This is a genomic window from Dapis hubbardiae BLCC-M172, assembly GCF_050016015.1.
GTDB lineage: Bacteria > Cyanobacteriota > Cyanobacteriia > Cyanobacteriales > Microcoleaceae > Trichodesmium.
Map to the genome: position 1 here is coordinate 11,879 of NZ_JBNHEQ010000335.1, position 19,047 is coordinate 30,925.

Genomic DNA, 19,047 nt, shown 5'->3' on the forward strand with positions numbered 1-19,047 from the left:
TGGAGTTCTCACCGATTTTAAGCCTGTGGAGAAGATGTGTAACAGACTGCGGTCAGTGGTCTTCAGTGAAACAGGAAGCTAGCTCCAAAGCTCATGCAATTCCCGCATGGGTAAGTTTGGGTAAGTTTAGTAGAACGGAATTTACCAGTATTAGGTGGGGATGAAGTTTACTCTGCAAAGACTCTTGAGAAAGGTCGAGATAGTGCTGTAGGAATGATTGTAGCTATAGCATGGGATATTGAAGTAAATGAAGCAGGTTCAGATTTTCCAGAACGCTCTCAAAAGCTGTGGGGAACTTCAAGCGTGAATTGGCGAACAATTAGTGCGTATGATGCACTTCAAGCTCTTGGGAAAGCAATCGACGATCAAGCTCAACCAACTCGTGAAGGTGTTCGGGAGGAGTTATCATCAAACTTTTCTACACCTGGAGCATTGAGAGCAGTGAAATTTTTAGACTCTGGTGACTATGATGGTGATATTCAATTAGTAGAAGTTGTGAAGATTGGCGATCGCTATGACTTTGTACCTCTTAAGCCTTAAGGAAGTCAGAAGTCAGATAGGGGAGCCTATCGCCCGTGAAAGTCAAGAAGAGTTAGAGCAAAAATATATTTTTTAGCTAATAATTAATAATGTAGTTGAGTGTGGCTTTCCTGTATTTCTTTTGACATACTCCCCGGCTGTCAGGCACGGGGATTCTCACGCTTATGTGATTCTTTGCTCATCGACACAACTTACGATCGGCAAGTTGCCCATCATTAGCAGAGGCCGTTATCTCCCAAAGCGTTCCCTATTACTAGGAGGTTCCCGTATGCCCTACGGTACCTTGATTCCACTCAATGCCTATTATTTCCAATCCACGGCTCAAAATATTTCGTGCTGCGTTAGTGTCACGGCATATTTCAGTTTGGCAGTTAGGGCAAACATGAGTACGAGTTGACAAAGTTTTTAAAACTCTATGCCCACAATTAGAACAATCTTGCGAAGTGTATTTGGGATTCACCGCAACAACTACCTTATCCCAAATTTTTCCATAATATTCTAGCCATTGAGTGAATTGATACCACGATGCGTCAGATATTGACTTTGCCAAATGATGGTTTTTGACCATGTTTTGTATCTTCAGGTCTTCATAGACAACAACATCGTTAGATGCCACTACGCACCGTTCGCGAAGCGTGGCGTAGCCATAGCTTGTTTAATGCTCCAGTCTTTACGTTGCCTACTCACCTTCAAGTGACATAACCCAAGTCTCTTTCTGGCCTTGTGATAATTGTTGTTTGATTGAGGTTTTTTGCCTTTCACAAACTTTTTACTTAACTGTCGTTGCCGACGTTTTAATTTTTTCTCTGACTTCCTCAAATATTGAGGATAAACAACAGCATTATCATTTTGGTCTTTGTAGAAATATTTTAACCCTAAATCAATACCTATAACATCACCAGTATAATTTCCTGCTTCTTTTCTATTGGCGTCTAAACAAAATTGACAATAATACCCATCTGCACGTCTAACTATTCTCACCCGATTAATTTTTAACCTAAACAAATCTTCTCTTGTTTTTGAATTACAATATAGAGAAAACTTGCCAGATTTAAACTTATCGGTGAAAGTTATAAACATACAATCGTCTGACAGTTTCCAGCCAGATTGTTTATATTCTACAGACCGACAATGCTTTTTAAATTTAGGATACCCTTTCTTTTTTGCTCCTTCAAATGCAGCGACGATAAAAGTGGCTAATTGAAGTCCAAGCTACTTCTACTGAGGCTTGTCTAGCTGATGAATTTAATTTGTTTGCAAAAGCAAATTCACTAGCTAATTCTTTACTCAGTTTGTATAAACGTGACTTATCTACTCCTTGGTTGTCCATCCAATATCTGACAGCTTTATTTCTAATAAACTGTGCTGTCCTGATAGCTTCATCCAAGGATTTATATTGATTTGATGTCCCTTTTAATAACTTGGCCTCTCTGACTAACATTGCTATCTTTTTTGTTTCTATAGTATTATTTTATCACATATTTCCTCAGATAAAACAATTATTTGAAAAATATTTCCACAAAGAAAGTCGTCCTATAAGGGCGAGGCTTTAGACCCATTTTTTCGGTAAAATGAGCGAATAATTATAGCCCTATGCATTAAGGTTAGGACATTTCTAAATCCTGTTAGCGGAGCTTTTCCCTATACGAAAAACCCTTTGACAATTTACTATTCCCTACTCCCTATTCCCTATTCCCTAGCGCGTAGCGCTATAAAGAATAAATTGGCCTGAAAATATTGAGAATATTAAACTACTGTAACTTATTTTCTGATTCCTGACTCCTAAAAATTGATATAAATTCATCAAAAAAACAATGACTAGCAAAACACTTAGACACCGCTATAAAATTTTATCAGAGTTAGGCAAAGGTGGTTTTGGCACCACTTATTTAGCTACCGATCTAGACCTTCCCAATCATCCTAAATGTGTTGTTAAACAATTAGCTCCATCAGACCCCAGACCACAAGTGTTTCAAATTGCTAAAACTTTATTTAAAAAAGAAGCAATAACATTACAACGTCTGGGAGAACATTCTCAAATCCCCAGATTATTTGCCTACTTTGAAGAGGGCGGACAATTTTATCTCGTTCAGGAATTTATTCAAGGTAACGACCTCACAAAAGAGATTTATCTAGGGCAAAAAATTAGTGAAGAACAAGCAATTAAACTATTAACTGAAATCTTAGAAGTTTTAAAGTATGTACATCAACAAAATGTAATTCATCGTGACTTAAAACCCCAAAATATTATGAGGAGAAAATCTGATGGAAAAATAGTTTTAATTGACTTTGGAGCAGTCAAAGAAATTAAAGGATTAACTGTAACAACTGGAGGTCATACAACTCACACAATAGCAGTAGGAACTCCTGGATATATGCCCAGCGAACAAGCAGCAGGTCAACCGAGGTTTTGTAGCGATATTTATGCTGTGGGAATGATGACTATTGAAGCATTAACAGGAACGCCAGCAAGTCGATTACCTAAAGACGAATCAACTGGTGAACTTATCTGGAAAAACCAAGTTAATGTCAGCCAAAAATTGGGTAGAGTTCTAGATAAAATGTTTGCCGATTATTGGAGGCATCGTTATCAAACTATTGATGAAATAATGGTCGAATTAAATGATGATAATTATGTTAATAGTCAATCTCAGCTAGAAACTGTTTTAATACATAAAAATCAGGTTAATAATGAACAACCAACTATTCCTCCTTCTGGTTCACCGTCATTTATCCCACAACCTTCACTAACTCTCCCCCGCAGTTGGGTCAAAATAGGCTTAGGTATTGCTGGCGGTGCTATTCTTGCTTCTATTATTATTATTCCTAATATTCTTAGGCAAAAAGAAACATCTTCACCATCACCTACCCTCAACGATCAAGACCAGGAAAAACTTTTACCACCACCCATACCACCCATACCACCTCGCCCCAACGATCCCAAAATAAAAATTAGAGAAAAACTTCTCAGCAAGGGGGAAAAATTTTTACCTTCACCAAACCGTAATAGTATCTCCTACGCCACAAATATTTCTGAAATTAACACTCTTACTGGTCATAATGACTGGGTGCGTTCTGTTGCCATCAGTCTAGATGGACAGACTATTGTTAGTGGTAGCTATGACAAAACCATCAAGGTCTGGGATTTAGCAACTGGTAGTCTCAAGGGGACTATATCTGATAATAGCGATCGAGTTTTTTCAGTAGCTATTAATCCTAATGAAAAAACTATTATTAGTGGTAGCGCTGACGGCACAATTAAGATTTGGGATTTAGTAACAGGAACTCTCAAAACTACTCTGAATGGTCATAGCAACTCGGTTTATTCTGTTGCGTTCAACCCTGAAAACCAGAATATTATTAGTGGTAGTGCTGATGGTACGATTAGGGTTTGGGATTTAGCAACAGGCACTTCTAAAATCACTATTACTGCTCACAGTAATGTTGTTTATTCTGTTGCCATCAGTCCCGACGCAAAAACTATTGTTAGTGGTAGTGGTGATGGTACGATTAAGGTTTGGGATTTAACAACAGGAGACCTCAAAGCTACTCTCACCGATCATAATGACCAAGTTTTTTCTGTTGCTATCAGCTCAGATGGGGAAACTATTGTTAGTGGTAGCGCTGACGGTACGATTAAAGTTTGGGATTTGGCATCGGGTAGTCTCAAACAGACTCTCACTGGTCATAGTAAGGAGGTTTGGTCTGTTGCTATTAGCTCAGATAGTAAAACTATTGTTAGTGGTAGCGAAGACAAGACTATCAAAATTTGGGATTTAGCAACTGGCAATCTCAAAGCCACTCTCACTGGTCATCAATGGGTGGTTACATCTATTGCTATAAGTGCCGACAGGCAGCATATTATTAGTAGTAGCGATGACAAAACTATTAAAGTCTGGAGTGCATCAAACGCAGATTACTCTAAACTAGAAAAGCTGCTTGCAGAAGGAAAGTGGAAAGAAGCAGATATGGAAACAGAAAATATTATGCTTCAAGTTGCTAACCGAAAATCAGAAGCATGGTTAAATCCTGTTTCAATCTCTAAATTTCCTTGTTCAGACCTCAAGAAAATAGACCAACTTTGGGTAAAAAATTCTAATGGATATTTTGGTTTTACTGTACAAAAACCAATCTATTTAGAAACAGGAAATAAGCCAATAAATTTTCAAGAGGAAGCCTATAAACTTTTTGGCAAAACTGTTGGATGGTATCAAAAAGATAAGTGGTTAAAATATGATCAGCTAGCCTTTGATTTTCCCGAAAATTCACCAAAAGGTCATCTTCCCGCTCCCCATCGTCAAAGAACAAGTGCTGCACTTGCTCCCTATCATTATCTGATGGATAAACTAATAAAATGTAATATTTAATAATAAGCAATCAACAGTCAGCAGTAAACGTTTAGAATTAGAAGGAGATTTAAACCCTAGCTCTAAAAGCTGTTAACGTTTCAGTTTTCTGCTGTCGCCGACATGAAAAGTATTTGTGAAGCATTCCGTAGGAGCCAAGAGTCAGTGCTTCTGCAGGAGGTTAACTATACTGTCAGGAAATATTAAAAGCTAATAGCTAGTATTGCCTATTTCCTACTCCCTACTCCCTTAATTAATGAATTTACCAATTATTTATCATCCTAATTATGTTGCACCAATGCCACCTGGTCATCGTTTTCCGATGGCAAAATTTAAACTACTTTATGAAATGTTACTAGCAGATAAAGTAACAAATAAATCCCATTTTTTTACCCCTAATTTCCCACCTTTAGAATTGATAGAATTAGTACATCATCGCGATTATATAGAAGGATATTGTAATGGTACTTTAGACCCAAAAGCACAAAGACGGATCGGTTTACCCTGGAGTCAACCATTAGCAAATCGAACTTGCATTGCTGTGGGTGGTGCAATATTAACAGCACAGTTAGCACTGAAGCATGGTTTAGCTTGCAATACTGCTGGTGGTACCCATCATGCGTTCCCCAGTTATGGATCTGGGTTTTGTATTTTTAACGATTTAGCGATCGCTGCTCGTGTCATCCAAAAATTAGGATTAGCCAAAAAAATCCTAATAGTAGATTTAGATGTGCATCAAGGTGACGGCACTGCCTGGATATTTCAAAATGATTCTAGTGTATTTACATTTTCCATGCACTGTGGTATTAACTTTCCTAGTAGAAAACAAATTAGCGATTTAGATGTCCCGTTGCCAGAGGGAATGGATGACGATCGCTATCTCCAGACATTAGCGGAATATTTACCAGATTTGCTGTCAGAAGTCAAGCCAGATTTGGTGTTGTATGATGCGGGAGTCGATACCCATATCCATGATGCTTTGGGAAAATTAGCTTTGACAGATACAGGAATATTTCGGCGGGAGATGCAAGTATTGAGTACCTGTGTAGGAACAGGTTATCCCGTCGCTTGCGTTATTGGTGGCGGGTATACTAAGGATATGAATTCATTGGTTTACACTCATTCATTGTTGCATCGTGCTGCCAGAGATGTGTTTCAGCAGTATCGCCTGTGACAAATGGCCTGTTATATCATGTCCGGTTGAATAGTTATAAATAAACGAGGGAGGAGTCAGGAGGTAGGGACGTTGCATGCAACGTCCGTACAGAGTCAGGAGTCAGGAGGGAAGAGAGGAGAAAGAAAGTATAATTGGTGAAATAAGGTATGAAATTTGTATGGGAATCAGATTAATAGTAAGGAAAAAAACTGTTTTAACTACTGATTCCTGTACGGGCGTTAACGAAGTTGTGCGTAGCTAATGGCCATTAGCTACGCACAACTTTCCTATCGGAATGCTCCGCAAACGTTTTATATGTCGCGTAGCGTTAACGGAGTTGTGCGATAGCAAAACGCCCCTACGACTACTAAAAATCATACAATCATTTACCAACGCTACTTTCTCCTTCTTCTCCTCTTCTTCCTCTTCCTTTTCCTTCTTCTTTCTTGTTTCTTCCTTCCTGACTTCTGACTCCTCCCTTAAAATATTAGGAAATTTAAGTTTTTTCGTGCTTTATTAAATCTGGTGGGTTGGCCTTCACCAATTTGAGGGCGCGTTCGCCATCCATTGCCATTGCTACATCATAGCCTGCATATTCTAGAACTTCGGTAACCACGTCTAGATTTGCTACTGTGTCATCGACGACAAGAATTTCTCTGTTATCCACAACTGCTCCTATCTGTCAAATACTGTTTTAATACCGTCTCAATCTCCTCAAACTTGAATTGTTCTGTCAGTGTAAGAATGAGAGTTGTAAAGTTACGATAGCTTTCATCACTCTCAGTTAAGCTCTCTAAATTTTTCCGGAGTTTTGTCACTTTTCCTTGTTGGGCTAGCTTAAAGAATGATTGCAACACTTCTGGGGGTGGTAGAACAATGTTCTGAGAGTCATCCGTGTTGGCAGAGTTTGATGGCGACTGAGCATCCGTTGCATCCTCTGATAGTTCGTAGCGCCATTCCAAGTCAAGCTGCTTTGCTAGGATGGCGAACAACTCTTTGGCATCAACGGGTTTGTTCAAAAAGGCATCACCCCCACAATCAATTGCCATTTGTCGATCTAGCTGTGCGACTGACGCTGATGAGACAATAATTTTATGGTGTTTCAGTGTTTCAGAGTGTCGCACTCGTTTCAGCATCTCAAAGCCGTCCATCACAGGCATTACCAAGTCAGTAATTACCAAGTCAGGTGGCAAGGCTTCCATTTGTTCAATTCCCTGCCGTCCATCCTCAGCTTCACTGACTTCAAAACCAAGGGGTTCGAGCAGGTTAACCAATACTCCTCGGTTCTCCCAATGATCATCAATAACGAGCAAGTGAAGACGCTTTCCCTCATAACCAATAATTGTTTGACCCTCACTACTCGTTCTTTGCTGTACCCAATATGAGGCGAGTGGCAAGTCTACTTCAAAGTAAAAATTGCTGCCCACACCCAACTGACTCGTCACTTTAATCTGCCCGCCCATTAGTTGTACAATCTTTTGACTGATAGCCAGTCCCAGTCCCGTTCCCTCCGCTCGCCTATCGCGATCGCCGACTTGTTGAAAAGTTTGAAATAGTTTTTTCAACTGTTCGGGGGCAATACCTACACCAGTATCTTCGATTTGAAACTGGATACGTCTTAAATTTGGATCTGGTTGTTGTTCGAGCATGGAAACCTTTAGCGTCACCGATCCTTGGTCAGTAAATTTGATAGCATTACCGACTAGATTAATTAACACTTGACGCAACCGTTTCTCATCAACCGAGATTCCTTCTGGCAAGTTTGGTTCGGGTTGATAAATAAACTCAATCCCCTTCTGTTCGGCTCGAATGCGACAGATTTCAAACACGCTTTCCAGCATGGAAGGGAAATGTTGTGCTTGGGGAGCCAGTTCTAGTTTACGAGCCTCAATTTTTGACAAGTCAAGAATATCATTAATCAGGGTCAGAAGATGGCTTCCGCACTGGTGAATGATGCGAACCCCATGCTGCCCTTTTCCCGAGAAGGCTTTGGTACGGCTGAGAATTTGAGCGTAACCAAGGATGCCGTTGAGAGGAGTCCGCAGTTCGTGACTCATGTTAGAGAGAAATTCACTTTTGGCTTTATTGGCAACTTCAGCTTTTTCTTTTTCTCGTTCTAGTTGTTGATAGGAGCTGTCTAATTTCGTTGCCATATAATTAAACTTAAGAGCTAGTTGCTCAATTTCGTCTCCAGTTCTGATGTTCAGACGATATGTTAAATCCCCTTGACCAATATTTGTTGCACCTTGCTGTAGTTTTTCGATAGAATGGATGACTGGCAGTAAAATCAATTTAAACTGACCAAACAAGATCGCAATAATAATAGCCATGACTATACATTGAATCACTAAAACTGTTTGTTTAAATTTACTGACTTGCTGCTGAGTTAGAGATTCTTGCTGTCGGGTTTGATCAATCAATAAGTTGATGTAAAATTCGATATCTTCGCTAAAAGAATTGATCGCTCTGACATCTTGTTGAAGTTGGGCAAAGCTAGAAGGAGTATCGCCTAGGTCGTTTGCCAGACGGACGAGATGGTGATAGCGACGACGAATTAAGGATATTTCTTCACTCTCCGACATCAGCAACTCTAGATCGTTCAACGTGATCAGAAAGTTAGACATTGCTTTATGATATTTCGTCATCTCAGCAGGGTTACGATTTAACATCAGAAAATCTTTGAGTGCTACGACTTGATTCTGTAAGGAAATATCCAAGTACATCCCCATGTCGATCGCCTGTCTGGTTTTAACGCGACTTACCTTTACCGATTTCTCCGCTTTTCCGATCAAAAAAGAACTCCCACTCATCACCAGAGTAATGAGCACAACAACTGCCACAGATGAGCTAATGAATTTAGTCGTGATCTTCATGCCATTCTACTCAGCAGTTTTGAGTCCTAATGTCCTTTGCAATTCTCTAATAGGTTCATAATCTCGATCTTGAACTAGAGTATAGCCATCTGACTTAGCACCACTCAGAGCTGCCAGATCTGGTGGCGCATTAATTAATGCTTTCTGTAAATTAGATCTAAAATCTGCTGGTAGTTCTCTTGATATCACAATGGGTGCATTAGGAATGGGATCTGATTCCCAGAGCAGTTGATATTTTTCTGGAGAGAGTTGTCCTGATTTTTGAGCGTTCAAATAAGTCGGTTTATTAATACCCGCTGCATCAATCTTTCCAGCTTCCAAAGCCGCAGCATTTTTGTTGTGGCTACCCATATACAGAACTTCTGTGAAGTCCTTTTCTGGATCGATATTCTGGCTGACTAGATGAGACAGAGGAACGAGATATCCAGACGTTGATGATTGATTGACAAAACCAAAACGTTTCCCTTTTAAATCTTCGATCGTTTTAATTCCACTCTCAGTATTAGCAACAATTGTACTGGTATACGAAGGTCGTCCCGTTCTTCTATCAATATAGGCAACGATAGGTTCAAGCTTGGAATTCCGTTGTTTAGCTTTAACATAGGAAAATGGTCCTAAATAAGCCATTTGCACTTTTCCCTCTGCAATTAAATCAATTGCTGTGTCATAGTTTTCAGGAATTTGAATGTTAACGGGCAATCCTAATTTTTCTTCGAGATAATCACCAAAAAGTTCGCGCTTCTCCTTTTGCTCCTCCGAATTTTGGGACGGAATCATGACGATACTTAAACTGCTCAGTTGTTGCTGTGAGTTTTCTGCGGGATCAACTGGCGAATTAAGATTGTTGCTTGACGATTTATTAGAATCAGATTGAGAATTTCCAATACAACCTGTGTTTAAAAAAGCAACTGTTAAACCAAGTAGTATAACAATTAGTGGTTTTGGATAAGGATTTTTAAGCTTTGAAAATCTAGAGAAGTAACCCATTGTAATTTTCCTTGTTAATGAGGACTAAAAGTTGAATTTGACATCTCCAAGGGTTCAAACAACCTGGATTCTATGGTGACAAACCTTGTTATGACTCGCCCTTCACAATTATACCAAACTTTTACTGCGCTTTATTACCCACGTTTTGTTATTCAACCAGGGGATAAATCCGCCTGGCTAAGTTAGACCGTCATTTTTAATTTTTTTCTAGGGAATTACTTTCACTTTAGTGTAGGGAGGCTAGAATTAGAGGACAATATTTATATTACCATTCCCACATTTTCTAGATGTACAACTGTCAAAAAAAATTGACTATATCTATCAAATATGTTAATTTATAGTGTTTTATTCATTATAATAATCTCCTAAAAAAATTAGAGAATAATACAATTACCGAAATAATTAATAATTAAACAATTAAATAATTAGACCATTCAGGTTTAAAGCCTCCCCTTTCAAGGGGAAAAAAATAAATCTTTTCTGCCTTTGTTTCAATCCTCTCCCTAAAAGGGAGAGGTAATTATCAATTATCAATTATCAATTAATGAAAGTCTGCTTTTTTTTTGCTTGATGATAAGGCAGATTCCAGGTTAAAGTGGTACAACCGACGGAATGAAATTTTTTGCCGACTCCCCTACTCCCTAAAACCATAAATATATGTACTTCATCAAGTAGGAAACTGCTATATAATTGAAAATTAATCGCTCATACACTAGAAAAGATTAAATTTACCAATGGTAATAGATGTATCCCATAACCAACCTGTTCCTAACTGGGAAGAATTGCAACAGTTTGCTCAACAAAATACCACAGCAAAATGGATATTAAGAAAAGATCAAAGTCCTGGCACGGCAACAATATCTAGTTATCTCGAACGACTAAACCCTGGAGAAAAAGCCTCTGTTTTGCTTTATCGAGATACTCATGCTTGGTGTCCTTTCTGTGAAAAAGTTTGGTTGGCCTTAGAAGAAAAACAAATCCCTTTTGAAGTTGAGTTGATTAACTTAGCAGACAAGCCACAATGGTACAAGGATATGGTTCCAACTGGGTTAGTTCCAGCAGTGAAAATTGAAGGGGAATTAGTGTATGAATCTAAAGATATTTTACTTGCTTTAGAACAGAAATTTGATAGCTTTCCCCTATTGCCGAGGGAACCTCAAGAAAGGTCTGTAGCTTTAGATATGATTGAATATTTTGATAGTAATGGTTTAATTAGATCAGGATATAAGTTTCTCGCTAATTCTCAGTTTAATTCTCAGCAGAATACAGAAATTACACCGGAAGAAAAAGAGGCACAACTGCTGAATTTCCAAACAACTTTTGAGACTAATTTAGATCAGTTGGAGGAAACATTAGGTCAGTATCCTGGTGTTTATTTTATGAAAGAGTTTAGCTTAGTGGATATAATGTATATTCCTAGTCTCAGAAGATTAGCAGCAAATTTACCTGTATTTCGGCGGTATTCTATCTATAATAACGATCGCTTTCCTCGGATTAATCAATGGCTCATGGTGATCGACCAACGTGAGGCTTATCAACGTGTGAAACCCAATGCTCGAACTAATAATTTGGTCATGGAAAGTATATTTCGTTTACAACCTATTTATGAGGGGAAATCAAAACCTCAAGCAGAATTTGCCAGTCTGGAAAAAGACTATCGAATGGAGGCAGCAGGAAGATTAAGTAGTAACTATCAAACTGTTGTTGCTGATATTCTCAAAAATTCGGGAATTAAAGCATGGGTGACTCAGGATAGTTTACCAAAAATTGAATCAGTGATTGACCTTTATTTAAGACGTTTAGTTTATTATTTAATTGAGGGAAGTCTTACATTTTCCCCTCGCTCAGTCGATCCTAAAACTGAACAACAAAATGAAGTCAAGGAGAAAGTTACTGCTGCTGCTGCCATTGGAGCGATCGCTCTAGCTTTTCTCAGAAATAGGGTTTGTGTCCCTCGTGACATGAGTGCAAAAGCTGCAGTTGCTTTTCAAACAGCAATTGATACAATGTTGTCTTGTATCTACTAAATTTATCAGTGCAGTAGTGGACTGACACGCCTCAAATGTAGGTTGGGTTGTTTCGCTAACGCGACATGGAAACGTTAGCGTTGCGTAGCATGGAACCGAAACCCAACATTAACGAGTTTCTGTTGGGTTTCACTGTCGTATCGTTAAGCGGAAGCAAGCTACAACCCAACCTAAGCCGACAGATTTTACAGCAATTAAAAGGCGATCGCTAATACTGGCAAATATTCAATGGTGCGTTACTACTAGATTGTTTCATCTAAAATGGTGCAATGGTAGGGGCGGGTTTGAGCTAGAATTTTCATGCTTACTCTAAGATTTACACCGAACCGCCCTCATGCACACCCATTACTTGTGTCGCTCCACTACATTTGCTACTGGATTAACATATCTAACTAAAATGGTGCGTTACGACAGATTGTTAAATGCCTTCCACAGTCTCAATTTTAGCTGTCTAACGCACCCTACTGGACCAACACTACTGGACCGACACAGCTAAAATGGTGCAATAGTAGGGGCGGGTTTGAGCTAGAATTTTCATGCTTACTCTAAGATTTACACCCCCCTAGAACGGTCGGTTATATCATTGGGATTGGGGGCGGGTTTATTTGACTCAATGTGAAAACTCGTTGTAGGGACGTTCGCATTTTTGTTATGCAACGTCCCTACTGTGAAACCCGCCCCTACAGAGTCTAATTCCCTCATGCACAGTCATTACCTGTGTCAGTCCACTACTAAACTATTAAGTTAATTTTTTTTAAGTTGAGGTGAAAATGAGGTAAAATTAAAAAGGTAATATTTTCGGAATTTTTCAGGTAATGATGCTTAACTTGCCTGGTTATCAAGAGACAAACCAAATATATGCCGGAAAACGTACCTTAGTATATCGCTCGATCCGGGAGAGCGATAACAGTCGAGTAGTCATCAAAGTTCTGCGGAATCCCTTTCCCCACTTCAATGACCTAGTGTGCTTCCGCAACCAATACGTTATTACTAGCCACTTAGAACATCCCTCAATTCTTCGGCCTCTAGCTTTAGAACGCTACGGCAACGGTTATGCCCTGGTAATGCCCGATGAAGGAGCGATCGCCCTCTCCAAGTATTGGCCTAACTCTGACCAAAACCTCATCAATTTTTTCAACATAGCCATTCAACTGGCTGAGGCACTTCACTATCTGACTCAACAACGCATCATCCACAAAGATATTAAGCCGAGTAATATCCTGATTCATCCCCAAACCCTTCAAGTTCAACTCCTAGACTTCAGTATCTCTAGCTTACTGCCCAAAGAACAGCAACAACTCATCAACCCCAATGTCCTAGAAGGAACCCTGGCCTATATGTCCCCGGAACAAAGAGGACGGATGAACCGGGGTATTGACTACCGTACCGATTTTTATTCTCTGGGTGTCACCTGTTTTCAACTGCTGACTGGACAATTGCCCTTTGCCACCAGAGACCCGATGGAGTTGCTGCATTCTCATCTGGTCGAGAAGGTAAAGTTTCCAGTAGATAGGTGGCAGAGGAAAGTACCAGAGGCGTTGCAGGCAATCGTAATTAAGTTGATGGCCAAGAATGCGGAAGAACGTTATCAGAGTGCGTTGGGGCTGAAATATGACTTGGAGCGATGTTTGCAGCAGTGGGAAGAGACAGAAACAATTATCCCCTTTGAACTTGGGGAGCGGGATGTATGCGATCGCTTCTTGATTCCTGAAAAGCTCTACGGACGGGAAGGGGAAGTCGAAAGGTTACTGGATACTTTTGAACAGGTAGCTAGGAAGGGTGACAAGGGAACTTCCAGAAGCCAACTTATTTTAGTGGCTGGTTTCTCAGGTATCGGCAAAACCGCAGTCGTGAATGAGGTGCATAAACCCATTGTCGAAAAACGAGGCTACTTTATCAAAGGAAAATTTTACCAATTCAATCGTAACATTCCTTTCTCTGCGTTCGTGGAAGCTTTTCGAGATTTAATGAGACAACTGCTGAGTGAAAGCGATACTGAACTCCAAAGTTGGAAGTCTAAAATTATGACTGCCCTTGGGGAAAGTGGGCAGGTCATCATTGATGTTATTCCCGAACTACAGCAGATTATTGGAGCGCAACCTCCTGCTGTTGAGCTATCCGGTACTGCTGCCAAAAATAGGTTTAATTTACTCTTCCAGAAATTCGCTCAAGTCTTTTCAACGCCAGAGCATCCGTTAGTTATATTTTTAGATGACTTACAATGGGTAGATTCGGCTTCCCTGAACTTGATGAATTTGTTAATGACGGATGTAGAAACAGGCTATCTGTTATTAATTGGAGCTTACCGAGACAACGAAGTCTCACCCACCCATCCCTTGATGTTAGCCTTAGATGGGCTGACTAAAGACGGGGCAATTCTGAATACCATTACCCTAGAACCCTTAACTCAAAATAGCCTCAATCATCTGGTAGCTGATACACTCCATTGTGGGGAGAAATTCGCCCAACCTATCACGGAGTTAGTTGATCAGAAGACTCAGGGAAATCCATTTTTTGCCACCCAGTTTCTCAAGGCTTTACATGAAGATGGGCTGATTGAGTTTGATAGGCAAGCTGGCCATTGGCAGTGTGATATCGTGCGAGTTCAGGATGCTGCTCTGACGGATGATGTAGTGGAATTTATGGCCTTGCAGTTACAAAAATTACCCATATCCACCCAAGAGATTCTCAAACTAGCTGCTTGCATTGGCAACCAATTTGATTTGGAAACGTTAGCCATTGTTTCTGAGCGATCGGATATCGAAACGGCAACAGCTTTGTGGTCAGCACTGCAACAAGGTTTAGTTTTGCCTCAGAGTCAAATATACAAGTTCTATGTGGGTGGGGAAGAGCAGAAGTTAGAGTCAGATTCACAGATGCTCCATTATCGATTTCTCCATGACCGAATGCAGCAAGCGACATATTCTCTGATTCCCAATGACGAGCAGAAACAAACCACTCATCTGAAAATCGGACGGTTGTTACTGGAAAATACTCCAGAGGAGGTGCAGGACGAAAAGATTTTTGCAATTGTGAATCAGTTGAATTATGGAGTAGACTTGCTAACTACTCAGAGCGAACGCGAGCGCCTGGCTCAGTTAAATCTGACAGCAGGAGGTAAAGCTTTAGCCTCAACAGCTTATCGGGCAGCAGTTGAATATTTCAGTATCGGTCGAACGCTCTTACCTCAAGATTCCTGGAACTCTCATTACTCTCTTACTTTAGCCTTATACGAGTCAGAAATCGAGGGAGCTTATCTGAATGGTGACTTCGAGGAAATGGAGCAACTGGCGAAAGTATTAGATGTTCATACTGCTAACATTCTAGACCGCATCAAAGTTTATGAAGTCAAAATCAAAGCTTACTCAGCCCAAAACCAACTCAAAGAAGCGACCAATCTCGGGCTTGTCGTTTTAGATCAGTTAGGGGTGAATTTCCCGACTCCCGTGACACCAGATGACATTCAGGAAGGTTTCCAGGAAATTACCCCAAAGTTGAACGGTATAGAAATCGATCAATTAATCAATTTACCAGCGATGACTGCACCAGAAAAATTAGCTGCGATGCAAATTCTCTCGAATATATTTATCCCTGTTTATATTGTTGCTCCCAACCTACTGCCTCTGGTGGTATGTAAACAAGTTATTATTTCTGTTGAATATGGTAATTCCCCCGAATCAGCAGTTGCTTATACAAATTACGGGTTAATTATGTGTGGAATTGTGGGAGATATTGAGACAGGTTATCAATTTGGAAAACTGGGTTTGTCTGTTTTATCAAAACTAAATATCAATCAACTTAAATCTAAAGTATTTAATGTGGCTTATTCTTGCGTTATCCATTGGAAAGAACCATTGAGAGCAATTTTAAAGCCCCTTCAAGAATCTTATACCAATGGAATAGAAACGGGAGATTTAGAATTTGCTGGCTATGCAGCTTTAATTTATTGTTATGGTGTCTTTTTGGTGGGAAATAATCTTGATGAAGTGAGAGCAGATATAGAGAAATACTATTATGCACTCCAGAAAATCAAGCAAGAAACAAGTTTAAATTATATCGCTATTTTTTGGCAGTCTGTACTAAATTTACAGAATGAATCTAAAAGTCGGTGCTATTTAAAGGGTGAGGTTTATGATGAGGAGCAAAAGCTATTACACCATCATAACTCCAACGATATTACAGCGATAAGTTACTTGTATTTTAATAAACTAATCCTCTGTTATTTATTTGGAGAATTCGATCTGGCTCTCAGAAATGCAGCAGAATTTGAAAAATATTCAGAAGGACAGACAGGTATAGCTGTAATACCGATTTTTTATTTTTATGATTCTCTAACACACCTTGCCTTATATAAGGAGACTAAGGTTGGTGCAGAGGAAAGGGAAAGTATTTTACAGCGGGTTGCTGCCAATCAAGAAAAGATGAAAAATTGGGCACATCATGCACCGATGAATCATCAACATAAGGTCGATCTGGTGGAAGCCGAAAAAAGTCGCATCTTAGGACAGAATTATCAAGCTGGGGATTTTTACGATCGTGCCATTTTTGGAGCTAAAGAAAATAAATACCTTCAAGAAGAAGCCCTGGCTAACGAACTTGCTGGGAAGTTTTATCTAGATTTAGGCAAAGAAAAAATCGCTGCTAGCTACCTGCAAGAAGCCTATTATAGCTATGTCAAGTGGGGCGCTAAAGCTAAAACTGATGACTTAGAACAGCGCTACCCCCATTTGCTACAGCCTATTCTACACCAGGTAAACCCAAGCAATTCTCTAGAAACTTTAGCCGAGCTTGCTAGCGATTCCTCGCTTTCGCTCCTGACTTCCATTACAGACAAATCCACTTCAAACAACAACCTCAATACAACCCTAGATTTAGCAACTATTCTCAAAGCCTCTCAGAGTATTTCGAGCATCATTCAACTTGATGAACTTCTGCAGCAACTAACTCAAATTATTCTACAAAACTCAGGAGGCGATCGCTGTGCCTTAATCCTCCCTGACCCTGAAGGAAACTGGCAGGTTGAAGCCATTACCACACTGAAAACGACTGAAGTTTGTACACAGTCTTTAGAAGGCAACCCTAACCTACCCGTTAACCTGATTTACTATGTCAAAAATACCCAAGAGATAGTAATGATTGACGCTCGGAAAACAGATTTACCAGTCATTGATGAGTATCTGAGCCAAGAATTTCCCCAGAGTATTCTGTGTTTGCCACTGCTGAATCAACAAAAATTAATTGGAATTCTGTATTTGCAAAATAAATTAGCCAGTGGTGTCTTTACGAGCGATCGCCTGCTAATTCTCAAATTCCTCTGTACCCAAGCTGCTATTTCCCTTGAAAAAGCCCGGCTGTATAAGCAATCCCAATCCTATGCCCAGCAGTTAGAAGTTTCCTTGAGCAAATTACAGGCTAGTGAAACTCGCTTTCGCTATCTAGCTGCCAACATTCCAGGGATGCTCTATCAACTCTTAATTGCACCTGATGGATCGACGACAGTTCCTTATGCAAGCTCTGGTTGTCTGGATATATATGAGGTATCTGCTGAAGAAATGATGGCTGGCAAATATAGTTTCCGAGACTTTGAACATCCTGAAGATAGCCTACTAATTGATGGAATGGTTGCTGACCTTCACCAGACACTGCAACAGTTCAACCTAGAATTTCGTATTGTAACACCGTCAGGAATAGTGAAATGGATTCAAGCAGTAGCCCATCCTATTAAACAAGCAGATGGCTCAATTATCTGGGATGGTGTAGTGATGGATGTTAGCGATCGGAAAAATATCGAAGCAGAGCGGGAAAAATTATTGCTAGAATTAGCCAAAGTCAATCGGAAATTAGAGCAAGCAAACCAGGAATTAGGTAATTATTCCCAGACATTGGAGCAAAAAGTTGAAGAGCGCACTACCGAACTTAAAGCAGCCCAACAACGCATTATTGCCCAGGAAAAATTGGCTTCTCTAGGGACTCTCACCGCAGGTGTCGCCCATGAACTACGCAACCCTCTCAACTTTGTCAAAAACTATGCTGAAGGTTCCATCGAACTTTCTCAAGAACTATTGGATACCCTCGAACCTGTAATTTCCACTCTAGATCCAGAAACTTTAGAATTGACCCAATCTATAATTGATGATTTGCAGGAAAATGCGACAACGATCTCCCATCATAGCGTTCGGGCTACACAGATTATCGAAACTATGATGCAACATACTCGTGTAGAGTATAAGGAATCTATCCCTCAGTCTACCCATCTCCATGACTTGCTAGACCAAGCTATAAAGCTAGTATCTCACAGTAAACAACAGCAGGACAAGCCTTTTAACCCCTCCATTCGCACTAACTATGCTGACAATTTGGACTTAGTTAAAGTGATTCCCAGCAGTTTCATCCGTGCATTGCTCAACTTGATGGGCAATTCCTTTCATGCCATGCGCTCGAAGCAAAATCAACTTAGAGCTAATTCTCCTGTAGGGAAAATTGACTATACTCCTACCCTATGGGTTTCTACCCATCTGAGATCAGAGGAAGTGGAAATACGAATTCGTGATAATGGCTGTGGGATTGAACCAGCTATGAAGTCCAAAATATTAGACCCGTTCTTTACGACTAAACCACCGGGAGAAGGGACAGGATTGGGCCTATCACTGACCCACGATATTATTGTCAAGCAGCATCAAGGAAGTATAAATATTAATAGTGAATTGGGTGAGTTTACGGAAGTGATTGTGAGACTACCTAATTAGGGTTTTCTGAAAAAGTCCTTTTTAAGGAGTAGGGGAGTAATATCAAATCCGGTAGTATTGGTATAAAAAAGCAGAGAAACCGGGTTTGTCTCAAATGCCCTTGTAGGGACGTTGCATAACAAAAATGCGTTTCATGTCGCGCAGCGATACGTCCCTACCATTGACCTCCCACAAACCCGGTTTCTTGTTACTCCGAGGCAAGCAGATTTGATATAATTTTTGGGGTAATCTCTTGCCCAAAATACTAACTTGTTGAGCATAAAGAGCTGAGAACTAGGTACTTTTTCCAGACCTAAAAATACTAAAACCTTTATCTGTAAATTCTGTGATATTTAATCAGCAGAGCAATAATTCTTTATTTGTAATATCATG

8 protein-coding genes and 1 pseudogene are annotated in these 19,047 nt (G+C 39.9%); 5 read left to right on the forward strand and 4 right to left on the reverse strand.

All coding sequences use genetic code 11. The annotated features are described in order from the left end of the window. Nucleotides 1-213 precede the first annotated feature (213 nt). On the forward strand, nucleotides 214-540 hold the full coding sequence (locus ACP6PK_RS30895) for a type 1 periplasmic-binding domain-containing protein (protein ID WP_426565517.1): 327 nt from the start codon (nucleotides 214-216) through the stop codon (nucleotides 538-540). Between the two features lie 253 nt (nucleotides 541-793). On the opposite strand, the pseudogene ACP6PK_RS30900 reads toward ACP6PK_RS30895, so the two are convergent. Further along, a pseudogene (locus ACP6PK_RS30900) lies at nucleotides 794-1,981 on the reverse strand (RNA-guided endonuclease InsQ/TnpB family protein). Nucleotides 1,982-2,354: 373 nt separating this feature from the next. On the opposite strand from ACP6PK_RS30900, the gene ACP6PK_RS30905 reads away from it, so the two are divergent. Together ACP6PK_RS30905 and ACP6PK_RS30910 are read left to right on the forward strand one after the other, a co-directional pair. Next, on the forward strand, nucleotides 2,355-4,907 hold the full coding sequence (locus ACP6PK_RS30905) for a GUN4 domain-containing protein (protein ID WP_426565519.1): 2,553 nt from the start codon (nucleotides 2,355-2,357) through the stop codon (nucleotides 4,905-4,907). A gap of 235 nt (nucleotides 4,908-5,142) precedes the next feature. Next, on the forward strand, nucleotides 5,143-6,060 hold the full coding sequence (locus tag ACP6PK_RS30910) for a histone deacetylase family protein (protein WP_426565521.1): 918 nt from the start codon (nucleotides 5,143-5,145) through the stop codon (nucleotides 6,058-6,060). Nucleotides 6,061-6,538: 478 nt separating this feature from the next. Here the strand turns inward: ACP6PK_RS30910 and ACP6PK_RS30915 are convergent, their stop codons facing one another. The 3 genes from ACP6PK_RS30915 to ACP6PK_RS30925 form a co-directional block, all read right to left on the reverse strand. Beyond that, complete coding sequence (locus ACP6PK_RS30915; protein ID WP_426565523.1) at nucleotides 6,539-6,709, reverse strand: response regulator; 171 nt, start codon at nucleotides 6,707-6,709, stop codon at nucleotides 6,539-6,541. Further along, nucleotides 6,702-8,771, reverse strand: a complete 2,070-nt coding sequence (locus ACP6PK_RS30920) for an ATP-binding protein (RefSeq protein WP_426565525.1) — start codon at nucleotides 8,769-8,771, stop codon at nucleotides 6,702-6,704. The genes ACP6PK_RS30915 and ACP6PK_RS30920 overlap by 8 nt, the downstream gene beginning before the upstream one ends. A gap of 150 nt (nucleotides 8,772-8,921) precedes the next feature. Beyond that, nucleotides 8,922-9,902 carry a phosphate/phosphite/phosphonate ABC transporter substrate-binding protein gene (locus ACP6PK_RS30925; RefSeq protein ID WP_426565527.1) on the reverse strand — a complete coding sequence of 327 codons (981 nt, stop codon included), beginning with the start codon at nucleotides 9,900-9,902 and terminating at the stop codon, nucleotides 8,922-8,924. A 734-nt stretch (nucleotides 9,903-10,636) separates the two neighbouring features. Between ACP6PK_RS30925 and ACP6PK_RS30930 the strand changes: the two genes are divergently transcribed. Both ACP6PK_RS30930 and ACP6PK_RS30935 read left to right on the forward strand, forming a co-directional pair. Further along, entirely contained in the window at nucleotides 10,637-11,929 is a 1,293-nt protein-coding gene (locus tag ACP6PK_RS30930) for a glutathione S-transferase family protein (protein WP_426565529.1), read from the forward strand. Between the two features lie 815 nt (nucleotides 11,930-12,744). Then, nucleotides 12,745-18,675: a trifunctional serine/threonine-protein kinase/ATP-binding protein/sensor histidine kinase gene (locus ACP6PK_RS30935; protein ID WP_426565531.1), complete on the forward strand. Its 5,931-nt coding sequence runs from the start codon at nucleotides 12,745-12,747 to the stop codon at nucleotides 18,673-18,675. The last annotated feature ends 372 nt before the right edge of the window (nucleotides 18,676-19,047 follow it).

Bases quoted from the DNA above. Each gene is read 5' to 3' on its own strand.
- ACP6PK_RS30930 (WP_426565529.1), top strand. From the start codon at position 10,637: ATGGTAATAGATGTATCCCATAACCAACCTGTTCCTAACTGGGAAGAA.
- ACP6PK_RS30935 (WP_426565531.1), top strand. From the start codon at position 12,745: ATGATGCTTAACTTGCCTGGTTATCAAGAGACAAACCAAATATATGCC.
- ACP6PK_RS30895 (WP_426565517.1), top strand. From the start codon at position 214: ATGATTGTAGCTATAGCATGGGATATTGAAGTAAATGAAGCAGGTTCA.
- ACP6PK_RS30920 (WP_426565525.1), bottom strand. From the start codon at position 8,771: ATGGGGATGTACTTGGATATTTCCTTACAGAATCAAGTCGTAGCACTC.
- ACP6PK_RS30925 (WP_426565527.1), bottom strand. From the start codon at position 9,902: ATGGGTTACTTCTCTAGATTTTCAAAGCTTAAAAATCCTTATCCAAAA.
- ACP6PK_RS30910 (WP_426565521.1), top strand. From the start codon at position 5,143: ATGAATTTACCAATTATTTATCATCCTAATTATGTTGCACCAATGCCA.
- ACP6PK_RS30905 (WP_426565519.1), top strand. From the start codon at position 2,355: ATGACTAGCAAAACACTTAGACACCGCTATAAAATTTTATCAGAGTTA.